Annotated in this window: 6 protein-coding genes and 1 pseudogene; 4 read left to right on the top strand and 3 right to left on the bottom strand. The window is 40.4% G+C overall.

The annotated features are described in order from the left end of the window. Positions 1-30: 30 nt before the first annotated feature. The 3 genes and pseudogenes from NSB03_RS02925 to NSB03_RS02915 all read right to left on the bottom strand — a co-directional run. Entirely contained in the window at positions 31-1,227 is a 1,197-nt protein-coding gene (locus tag NSB03_RS02925; RefSeq protein WP_257466199.1) for an FprA family A-type flavoprotein, read from the bottom strand. A 60-nt stretch (positions 1,228-1,287) separates the two neighbouring features. Beyond that, entirely contained in the window at positions 1,288-2,265 is a 978-nt protein-coding gene (mnmL, locus tag NSB03_RS02920; RefSeq protein ID WP_024986419.1) for a tRNA modification radical SAM protein MnmL/YtqA, read from the bottom strand. 372 nt (positions 2,266-2,637) lie between these two features. Beyond that, positions 2,638-2,900 (bottom strand): annotated as a pseudogene (locus tag NSB03_RS02915) (LiaF transmembrane domain-containing protein); the annotation flags it as partial. 212 nt (positions 2,901-3,112) lie between these two features. On the opposite strand from NSB03_RS02915, the gene NSB03_RS02910 reads away from it, so the two are divergent. The 4 genes from NSB03_RS02910 to NSB03_RS02895 are packed head-to-tail and all read left to right on the top strand — an operon-like array spanning position 3,113 to position 11,812. Then, entirely contained in the window at positions 3,113-6,376 is a 3,264-nt protein-coding gene (locus NSB03_RS02910) for a SusC/RagA family TonB-linked outer membrane protein (protein ID WP_279086156.1), read from the top strand. 21 nt (positions 6,377-6,397) lie between these two features. Then, complete coding sequence (locus tag NSB03_RS02905; RefSeq protein ID WP_257466198.1) at positions 6,398-8,341, top strand: RagB/SusD family nutrient uptake outer membrane protein; 1,944 nt, start codon at positions 6,398-6,400, stop codon at positions 8,339-8,341. A gap of 16 nt (positions 8,342-8,357) precedes the next feature. After that, on the top strand, positions 8,358-10,175 hold the full coding sequence (locus NSB03_RS02900; protein WP_159102119.1) for a DUF5123 domain-containing protein: 1,818 nt from the start codon (positions 8,358-8,360) through the stop codon (positions 10,173-10,175). 23 nt (positions 10,176-10,198) lie between these two features. Continuing rightward, positions 10,199-11,812, top strand: coding sequence for a hypothetical protein (locus tag NSB03_RS02895; RefSeq protein ID WP_024986417.1), 1,614 nt, complete (start codon positions 10,199-10,201; stop codon positions 11,810-11,812). The last annotated feature ends 26 nt before the right edge of the window (positions 11,813-11,838 follow it).

The following is an 11,838-nucleotide window of genomic DNA, read 5'->3' as shown; positions in this document are numbered from 1 at the left end:
AGTAATAAATATATTATCTCATTCACAGTTTTAACGGTCTTTCTTCAAGCGTTCCGCCATGGCACGTGCCAGATTTTCGCATTGGGTATAGGTAATGTCCTTCATCGCCTGCTTCATCTCTACCGGGTCGCCTATCAATTCAAATTTGCTCTTTTCTGCAAATTCAGCCATACGCTTCACAGCAGCACCTGCCCATGTGAAAGAACCAAAATAGCCTAAATAGCGACCTTTCACCTCACGCAACAGAATCTTTGAAAGCAACGCTTCCACTTCCGGGAAAATCTGGTTGCTGTAAGTAGGAGAACCGATGATTAATCCCTTATAACGGAAAATATCCGCTATGATATAAGAAGGATGGCTCTTCGTCACATTGTGCATAACGATGTTCTTGACCCCTTGTGCCGAAAGTTCTGCCGCAATAGTCTCAGCCATTTGTTCCGTATTTCCATACATGCTTCCGTATGCGATAACTACGCCCTCGTCCGCATCATAACGGCTCAAACGGTCATAAATACCTATCACTTTGGCTATATTCTCCGTCCATACCGGACCATGGGTAGAACAAATAGCAGAAATAGGAAGTCCGCCGAGTTTCTGCAACGCTTTTTGCACAGGACTTCCATATTTACCAACGATATTTGAATAGTAGCGAACCATTTCTCCCCAATACTTATCTACGTTCATACGGGTATCCAGGAAACCGCCATCCAGCGTACCGAAACATCCGAATCCGTCACCGGAGAAAAGAATACCGTCCGTTTCATCAAAAGTCATCATCGTTTCCGGCCAATGTACCATCGGAGTCATATAAAAACGCAGCTTATGATGCCCCAAAGTTAAGAAATCACCTTCCTTTACCAGATACTGTTCACCGGTTACACCGTAGAAACCTTCAATCATACCGAATGTCTGCTTATTACCCACGATAATAATTTCCGGATAATGTTGTTTAATCAGTCGGATAGCTCCCGAATGATCCGGTTCCATATGATTTATAATCAAATAATTAATGGGACGTTCTCCAATCACTTGCTTGATCTTACGTAAGTAGATTTCAAAATAACAAATATCTACCGTATCCACCAATGCCACCATTTCATCGTCAATCAGATAAGAGTTATATGAAACTCCATAGGGCAATGGCCACATCCCTTCAAATCTGTGCTTGTTACGGTCATTCACTCCCACATAGTGGACATTTCCTTTAATTCTTGTTTTATGTTCCATTCTTTAAGTTACATTAAAAAGTCCCTGCTCACCACCCGATATTCCCCAAACAGATATTCATCAGGTAGTAAATTTATCGTCTGCAAAAATAATCCTTTTTTCCGAATCCTTGTACTTCTTGCCTTGATAAGCATCTCTTTCTTTCATTCTTTTTTGTAAACGCGCTACAAATTCATAATTTTTCAGCCCCCAGTCAGGAGCTATTAATAAATCTTTAGGAGATTGGGAGACAAAGCGCTCCACTACTATATCGGGACGAAGATGCTCTACATAGTCAATCACTAAATCAATATATTCATCCACTTCTGCAAACAAATGAAAATCAACAGGATTATCAACATATTCATGAGCCATGCGCGTGCCGCAAATCAGTTGCAGCTGATGAATTTTCAGAGTATTCAACGGCAGTTCCGAAAGTATTTCCGCCTGTCCCACCATCGTGTCATGTGTTTCTCCCGGAAGTCCGAGGATGACATGTCCGCCCGTCAAAATACCACAGGCGGCAGTCCGCCCGACCGCTTCTGCTGTATCCGCATAAGTATGCCCTCTATTTATTCGTCGCAGAGTCTTGTCACAAGCACTTTCTATTCCATATTCCACCATGAGAAAAGTATGCCTGTTCAACTCTTCCAAATAGTGCAATAAGCCTTCCGGCATACAATCCGGACGCGTTCCTATCACCAAACCTACGACATCTTTCACCTCTAGCGCCTCTTCATACTTACGTTTCAGTCCTTCCAATTCCGCATACGTATTGGTATAAGCCTGAAAATAAGCCAGATATTTCATATCCGGATATTTACGTGCAAAAAAGCATTTGCCTTCTTCCAGTTGGGTAGAGATGGATTTCTCCGTCCGGCAATAATCTGGGTTGAAAGTCTGGTTGTTGCAATAAGTACAGCCACCCCACCCTTTCGTTCCGTCCCGGTTGGGACAGGTAAACCCTGCATTCAATGAAATCTTTTGTACTTTGTAAGGAAAATACTTACGTAAGAAAGTAGGGAAATCATTATATAGAAAATGAGTCGGTATATCCATTCTGTTCATTCATTATTTAATTCACAAACATAAGAAAAATCAACGAAGTTAAAAAAGATACCCCAAAATATCTTCAATATATTAAAATAATCATAAAGGGCATAAGATAATTTAATAAATATAATGATTTAAAAATCCATTTAGTTAGCTTTGTTTCGATTTTAGGCATTGACGGGAGGATACTTGTGAAAGTCTTGTGCAATTTATTCCCCAATTATAATTTCATCTCACCATACCCCATGCAACTCTCGTCAATAAAATTATTCCCTTTGTATTCTTAACAAGAATATAAAGGGGATTTTTAGTTTAAGCAAATGTCGTTTATTTAAGTCCCAATAAAGTCCGGAGATAATAACGCCCGATATGATCAGGTTTGAAGAAAAACAGAATACCTGCTATAATCAAGGCGAAAGGCCAAACCATTGCCTGTGAATTCTACGGCAACTATAAAAGTCCACCTATCAAAAAATAGACACCTATAAAAAAAGTACGATTCCACCGATGAAATGACACCGAATCATAGAACAGATACCTATTATAATAAGAAGTGAATGCCAAGATACGATAATATCGAGAACCTCATTAATAATCCATCCCATATTGCGGGCAAACAACAAAATCCGATCCAATCCGAAATCCCGGATTCGTATATTCACCGCGCTTCATAACACAAATATTACCTTCCAAAGCCAATTCCTACACCTTGCAGCCAACTAAAAACAAAAAATACTAGGTGAAAAACAAATATTGCACATGGTTACATTCATATTATCATACTTTTGTAGCGATGAATAAACTCTCTTAAGAGAGATTAAAGACAATAAACAACAACCATTAATTTATAAACATGCAAAGTATGTCTAACAAAGTGAAAAACATGCGCTCCTTATTGCTAATACTATTTTCGGCAATATCGCTCAGCGTATCTGCGCAAACGATTACCGTAACAGGTAACGTGAAAGACACCAACGGAGAACCTATTATCGGAGCCTCTGTTGTAGAAAAAGGTAATACGGCCAATGGTACGATTACAGACTTAGATGGTAACTTTTCTATCAAGGTCGACGGAAAAAAGACGCTTGTGATTTCATATATTGGTATGAAAACACAAGAAATTGCTATTCAAGGAAGAAAATCTGTTAATGTAACCATGCAAGATGACTCACAAGCATTGGATGAAGTAGTTGTTATCGGCTATGGCACAGTTAACAAAAGAGACCTGACAGGTTCTGTAGCATCAGTAAATTCTAAAGATTTAGCAGTGGTACCAGTGTCGAGTGCAACTGAAGCCCTGACCGGAAAACTTGCCGGTGTCAATATCACAACGACAGAAGGTTCTCCTGATGCAGACGTCAAGATTCGCGTACGTGGTGGCGGTTCTTTATCACAAGACAATTCCCCACTTTATATCGTGGACGGATTTCCCGTATCAAGCATTAGCGATATAGCTCCGTCTGAGATTCAAAGTATCGATGTTCTGAAGGATGCATCTTCTACTGCAATCTACGGTGCCCGCGGTGCCAACGGTGTTATTATTGTCACTACCAAAAGTGGTAAGGAAGGTAAGACACAAGTAGATTTTAACGCTTCCTTTGGTTTCAAAAAAGTAGCTAAAATGACTAAAGTTTTAAGCCCTTACGATTATGTGGCTTATCAACGTGAAATTGGTTCTACTGCTAATTATGGTAATTATGCAGATATGGATCTTTGGAAGTCTTTCCCGGGAGAAGATTTACAAGACGAGATATTCGGACGTACAGGTAACCAACAACAATATAATGTAAACGTAAGCGGAGGTAGCAAACAGATTAAATATAGTGTAAGTTATGCTCACAATGAAGAAAAAAGTATCATGCTTGGTTCCGGCTTCAACAAAGATAATGTAAATGCTAAAATCAATGCTGAGTTGAACCAATGGATGACGCTTGATTTCAATGCACGTTTCAGTTACTCTTCTATTGAAGGATTAAGCGGTGGAGCAGATACAAATGAAAGCAATGCCGCTAACTCAATTGTAGCAAATGCAATAACTTTCCGACCGGTCGACGCTTTAAGCAACGGCGATCTGGAGGATGAAGAGAATAACTCGGCAACAAGCGCAACACCGCTAGAGCGCTTATTGGCAACAGAAAAGAACCGCAAGACATTCAACCAAAATTATAATATCGGTCTAAATTGGAAACCCTTCAAAAACCTCACATTCCGTTCAGAATTCGGTTACGGATGGAGATATGATGATACAGAACAATATTGGGGTACAGATGCCGTATCCAACTCCAAGTATGGATATAACGGACGTCCGCAAGCCTTCTTATTGAGAGAGACTTCCAAAAACTGGAGAAATGCCAATACATTAACTTACGAAAACAAGAAACTCTTCGGTGGTCGTGACCGCATGAATGTTCTGATTGGACATGAAGTAAGCAGCAGCTGGAAAAATTCTATAGAAAATGTCTCTGTTTCTTTCCCCACATCAATGGGATTTGACGATATGAAAGCAAATATGGGTGCAGGTACTTCATTGCCTACACAATCAACCATCGGTGCAAAAGAAAACATGCTCTCTTTCTTCGGACGTGTCAATTACACCATGATGGACAAATACTTGCTGACGGTTACCATGCGTGCCGATGGTTCCAGCAAGTTCGCCAAAGGTAACCAATGGGGAATGTTCCCTTCTGCAGCTTTGGCTTGGCGTCTGTCTGACGAAGCATTCATGGAAAACGCTAAGGATTGGCTTTCCGCACTAAAAGTCCGTTTAAGTTTCGGTACTGCCGGTAATAACCGTATCAACTCAGGATTATTGGCTACTACTTTCTCTATGTCGGACAACTCTGCACGTGCTCCTTTCTTCGGTGAATCAATGGCTAACATGTTGCAACATACAACCACACTTTATAATCCTAATCTAAAGTGGGAAACAACTGTCACTCGTAACTTTGGTATCGACTATGGGTTCTGGAACAATCGTATCTCGGGCTCTTTAGACGTATATTGGAATACAACAAAAGATCTGCTGATGCAAGCTGAAGTACCATCAAGTACCGGCTATTCCTATCAATACCAAAACTTCGGCAAAACATCGAATAAAGGTATTGAATTTACAGCCAATGCCGTATTGGTGGATCAAAAGAAATTTGGATTGAACTTTAACTTTAACATCGCTTACAACCGTAGCCGTATCGATGAATTGAATACTGACAATCCGTGGCAAGATTACAAATGGGCAGGCAGCAATATTTCCAAATATGAAGTTTTCCGGGTAGAAGAAGGTGGACGCTTAGGTGAAATTTGGGGATATCGCGCCAATGGTTTCTATACAGTGTATGACCCGAAAACTAACCCAAACGGAGATTTAGTATGGAAAGGCGGAAACTGGGTATTACGCGACGGTCTGAAAGACAACAGTGCTTCAGTAACAGGCGGTTCTTATAAACCCGGTGGATTAAAGCTGAAATGTGACGAAGACGGACAACCTGTAAAAGAACGTTTGGGCAACACAATTGCTCCTGTTATGGGTGGATTCGGTTTTGACGGTCATATCGGCAACTTTGATTTCAATTTCTTCTTTAACTATTCGGTAGGAAATGTGATTCTCAACGGTACCAAGCTTTTGTCGTCTTTCCAGACAGGAAGCAAGAAAGGGTATAATCTGAATAATGATTTTGCTTTAGGCAATCGCTATTCTTGGATTGATCCTGCAACCGGATTAAATCTTTCAGCAGAAAGCACCGCCGTGAAAGAAGCATATGGTGACATGATGACTGCCGGATTACGTCTGAATGAGCTGAACCGGAACGCACAAATCTACAACCCGGCTTCAATGACACAGGCACAAATATACGATTATGCAGTAGAAGATGCTTCTTTCCTACGAATCAACAATATAACAATAGGTTATACATTACCCAAAACATGGGTGAAGAAAGCTTTCCTGCAAAATGTAAGAATATATCTGACAGGATACAACTTGTATTGTTGGACAAACTACAGCGGTTCTGATCCGGAAGTAGACACCATGAGCAAGAAAAATGCAATGAACCCTGGTATCGATTATGCAGCATATCCTAAGAGCCGTACATTTGTTGGTGGCATTAACGTAACTTTCTAACTAAATCAAATTAATGAATTTATGAAACATATATATAAATCTGTATTTTTGGCTACCGGACTGTTGTCTTTGACTGCATGTTCCGATTTCCTTGACCAGTCATCTCCCTCCGAGATGAACGACAAAGTGGTATTCAACAATGAATATTACACAGAACTTACGTTGAATAAAGTATATGGCGGACTGACGCAAGACAAAACCTACTCTCAGTTCATGCCTATCCAAGCCGGACTAAACACCGACTGCGAGTTAATAGACGGACTGGGGAGCGATGCTCAAAACACAACTCATCAACGTGGTGTGTTCAATTACAATGCTTCTCCCGGATTTGCAGATTTGGAAACCGTATGGAATAATATGTACGGAGTAATAGAAGATGCCAACTTAGTAATAAACGGAGTGGACAATAGTTCCCTTATTGAAGAGGGAAATGAATCAAGAGCTACCATGCTACGTTTCAGAGCAGAAGCCAAGACATTACGCGCAATGATTTACCTAGACTTGATCCGCTTGTTTGGAGACGTACCTTATAAAGTAGAAATCTCCAAATCCGACCTGAGTAATGCTTATTTAGGAAAAACAGATCGGGATGTTATTATGGAAAACTTGATTGCGGATCTGGAAGAATCTATTCCTGACCTGCCTTGGGCCGGCGAACAGACAACCGAACATGTCACACGCGGTTATGCACATGGTCTGTTAGCCAATATAGCATTAACACGTGCCGGCTGGTTTATCCGTGAGTCTGCTAAAGAGGGTTATATTACTGCTACAAAAAATTCGGATGACAACTATCCTACGCAACGTTGTGACGATGAAACCAGAAAGAAGATGTACGAATTGGCAGAGAAGCATTTATCTACTATTATCAATAGCGGAAAACATGCATTGACAAGTACTCCTGAGCAATATTGGCTGGACATGAATGTGGGAAATTTACAAACCAGTACACCGGAAAATTTATTTGAGATTCCAATGGGTATTAATAAAAGCGGGGAATTAGGATATACTGTAGGTTTCCGCGTAAATGGTCCTACTCCCGATTATGGTAAGAAAGGAAATTCTACCGGTACTCTGAAACTGACAGCTCCCTATTTTTATTCTTTTGACAGAGACGACACACGCCGTGACTTAACCTGTGCCACTTATCAGTTAGAGAACAAAAGTTCATACACAGAAGCAATGTTAGGAAATGCCCCTTTCGGTATCTACTGTGGAAAATGGGATTATCGTAAGATGGCAGGTAACCCAACTTGGTTGGAAGCGGTGCTGGCCGGTGATGAAAAAGCTAAAATCTGCTCTGGAATCAATGTAGTAAAGATGCGTTATGCATACGTACTATTAATGTATGCAGAAGTAGTCAACGAGTTACATAAAACCCAGACTGCATACGGAACAGATTTAGACGGAAAGAATTGTACGTTATCTGCTTATGACGCTCTACTGCAAGTACATCAAAGAGCCTTTACCGACCGGAACGCAGCAGCAACAAAACTAAATCAACTGATTGCTGATAAAGGTTTCTTTGAAGCTATCGTACAGGAGAATGCCTGGGAACTGGCAGGTGAAGGAGTCCGCAAATTCGACTTGATTCGTTGGAACCTGTTAAGTGACAAGATTGATGAATTTAAATCAACTTATGAAGCCCACATCGGAAATGATGATGGAACAGGAACCAAGTGGCCGCAAAAGATTTACTTCAATTATAAGAAAAACAGTGATAAGGCTTATAAAGAAATCGACCAGTCTTCGATTACCTGGTATGAAACACCGGCAGATACAAAAGCTTACGAAGCCAACAAAGACAGTTTTGGTAAAATAGACACCAAACAAAAAGATACTAATCTGCCCTCTATCAGTAGCGGGTTGAATACACCGGTAAAGAATCGTTATCTGTTGCCGCTTTATTCAAGAACCATATCTACATCAAACGGCACTTTGAAAAACTCCTATGGATATAACTAAAAAAAGGAAAGAACATATGAAAAACTTAAAATATATCATTAGCGCAGGAACCTGTTTACTCCTGACTATATTCCTCTCCACATCATGTACTGACGGCAATGATTGGGAGGTTATAGAAGCCAACCGACTGTTCGGCCCGACACAAGGCGATTTCAGCCTGACAGCCGATGACGAGATTGCCCAAATCGAAATAACATGGAAGGGCGTAAAAGACGCACAAGGATATGTATTAGAAATCAGTACCGAGCCATTGTCAAGTGACATTGCATTGGGGGAAGCTGCCGGAAGTCAAGTTTTCGGCAATGATGGAGAAAAAATATCAAGTCCGTTAACGGTTAAGGAGTTACTTCCGGAAACGAACTACTATGCCCGTATCAAAGCAATAGGTTCAAATAAGGAATCCTATTGGGTTTACGCAGAAAAATCCGTTAAAACCACAAAAGAGCAATTATTGGAAATACCGACTGAGGATGCAGGAGATATCACCAAGGAATCTATTCGTGTCTCTTGGATGGAAGGGTGTAACGTAACAGCATTACACATCAGCTCAAACAGTGCCTCTGCTCCATACGAAGAAACCTTTATTTTGGAAGAAGCTGACAAAGAGGCTTGTTCATTCCTTTTTGAAGGTTTGTCATCTCTTACAGAATATACCATCGAATTATTAAACAACGACATTATTCGTGGTACTATTAAAGTAACAACAGCACAAGGTGAAATGATTGAGGTCACAGTAGATGAACTCACTCATAATAGTACTTCATTCTCATGGGCAGAAGCCGCAGATGCATATACGCTTATTCCGGGTGAAAATCCAACGGCAGATGGAGCAGAAGCTTTCCCGGCAGGTTCGGCTACTACATTCACTGCTTCAAATTTGAAAGGTAGTACTACTTATACGTTCTCGGTTATTAAGAATGGGGCGATTATCGGTTATGTAACATTTGAAACAGAATATGAAGCTCCGGCAAATGCTGTAAACATTGATACATTTGAAGCTTTCGAAAGTACAATAGAAAACGGAAGTGGTGATATTGCTCTTAATCTCGTCTCCAACATAACATTGACTAAAGAAGTTATTATTCCCGAAACTGTTACATCATTAACCATTTTCAGTACTGGTACACCTGTAAAATATGCAAAAGCCGATAAAGGTGATTTAACAGTGGCAACAGGCGCATCGTTGAACAAGATAGAGTTTTATAATATAGATTGCGTGGATGAAACAGCAGCCGGATATTTACTAAATGTTAAGAATTCATTCCAATTGAACGATTTTACCGCCAACCGCTTAAAGCTTTCCGATTTCCGTGGTATCATCCGTACACAAACTAATGCGGCGGCTGCTAAATTCGGAACAATCACCTTTAACAATTGCGTTATCACCAATATCGGTAGTTATGGTATTTTGAATACCAAAGTAAGCGGAGTTGAACTGGAAAAAATCAGCATGGTTAACACAACAGTCAATCAAATATCTTCAGGCTCTATGTTTACATTACTACAAACGCCAGAGATCACTATTGAGCGTTGTACATTCTATAACTTAGCCAAAGGAAAAACTGTAATTGATACCAACAAAGTAAAAGCCGGTTCTATCACCATTACAAATACTCTTGTAGGTATGACTGAGGCTACTAAAGGATATGAGGGACCGACAGTTAAATTCAGTGATTCTTTCACGACCAATGATTGTATGTTCGGTTCTAAAAATACTTGGGGAACAGCTCTTGACATTTCATCGACAGAACTGTTTGTCGATCCTGCAAACGGTGACTTTACAGTGAAAGACACTAAATACAAAGCATACGGTGATCCCCGTTGGAATAAATAATAAACAAATTAATCTAAGAAAACATGAAAAATAATATATTTTCAATTTGCGGAAATCTGGCAATAGGTACTTTTTTAATGGTATCTTGTGCTGACATAGATCCTAAAATGACAAATGATACATTACCACTACTTCCTAATGAAGTAGAACAAGGTACTATTGTCCAGTTGGATTACGGTGAATTATTAGCTTTCCCTGGTGCAGAAGGACATGGAAAAAATACAGTAGGCGGACGTGACGGTTCGGTTTATCACGTAACCAAATTGACAGATGACGGAACGGAAGGCACATTCCGTTGGGCTGTTTCGCAGAAAGACAAAAGAACAATTGTCTTCGATGTAGCTGGCACTATCCATCTAAATAGCGAACTAAAAACAACAAACGATTATTTGACGATTGCCGGACAAACATCTCCGGGGGGTATTTGTATCGCAGGTTATCCATTTATAATAAACTCAAATAATGTTATTATACGCTTTATCCGTTTTCGCCCGGGAAATGTCGACATTGATTGTGATGGTTTAGGAGGCAGTGACAAAGAAAATGTCATTATCGACCACTGTTCTATCAGTTGGTGCACAGATGAATGTTTATCGGTATATGGTATGGTGAATTCTACTGTACAATGGTGTTTAGCCTCACAAGCTCTGCGGGTAGTTCCCAGCAAACAAGAAGGCGACAAAGTGAAAACACATGGATTCGGTGGAAACTGGGGTGGACATTTTGCTACTTACCATCATAATATGATTGCCCATTGCGAAAGCCGTGTTCCACGCCTTGGTCCACGTCCTACCACATTGAAATTAGATGAGAAAGTAGATATCCGCAACAACGTATTCTATAATTGGGCAGGTGAAGGATGCTACGGTGGCGAAGCACAAAATGTAAACATCGTAAATAACTACTACAAACCGGGACCCGCAACGGCAAAGGCATCCGACAAAGTAAAATACCGCATTGCCAAAGTAGGTATCTATGCAAAAGACTATGACAATGGAGCAGACTTTGAACCTTTCAAAGGAATATGGGGAACATTTTTTATTGACGGTAATTTTATGAACGGTAACGAGGAAGTTACAACTGACAATTGGACGAATGGCGTCTACGCCCAACAACAATCAGACAAAAGTAACGACTTTTCATGGGACAACAACAAGGATAAAATCAGAAAAGAAACTCCTGTTACCAAAGCTAACGGTGTGACTACCCATAGTGCAGAAGTAGCTTATACTAAAGTATTATCGTATGTAGGAGCCTGCAACTATCGTGATGCTGTTGACAAACTGATTGTAGATGATGTCAACAAGGGCGAGGCTACATATACATCAACTACAGACAGTAACCAAAATCCTACAGACAACAAACCGGGTTACATCAATGATCCACGCCAATTTTGGGGAGATGATCCTTACCCAGTATTGCCTGTCGATACCAAACGTAACATTACCGACACCGATGGCGATGGCATTCCTGATGAATGGGAACTCGTTCATGGTCTGGACCCTAATTATGCTTTAGACGGTAATATGCGCACTATAGATATACACGGCAAGTATTCCAACCTCGAAATGTACATGAATAGTTTGGTCAAGGATATTATGGACCAATGCACAGAAGGTGGTAATGTGGTTGAATAACATTAATACTACCCTATTAACATAGA

Origin of the sequence: Bacteroides acidifaciens (assembly GCF_024623065.1) — a bacterium.
In the GTDB taxonomy this organism is placed as follows: Bacteria; Bacteroidota; Bacteroidia; order Bacteroidales; family Bacteroidaceae; genus Bacteroides; species Bacteroides acidifaciens.
This window is presented reverse-complemented; position numbering and strand designations above follow the sequence as displayed.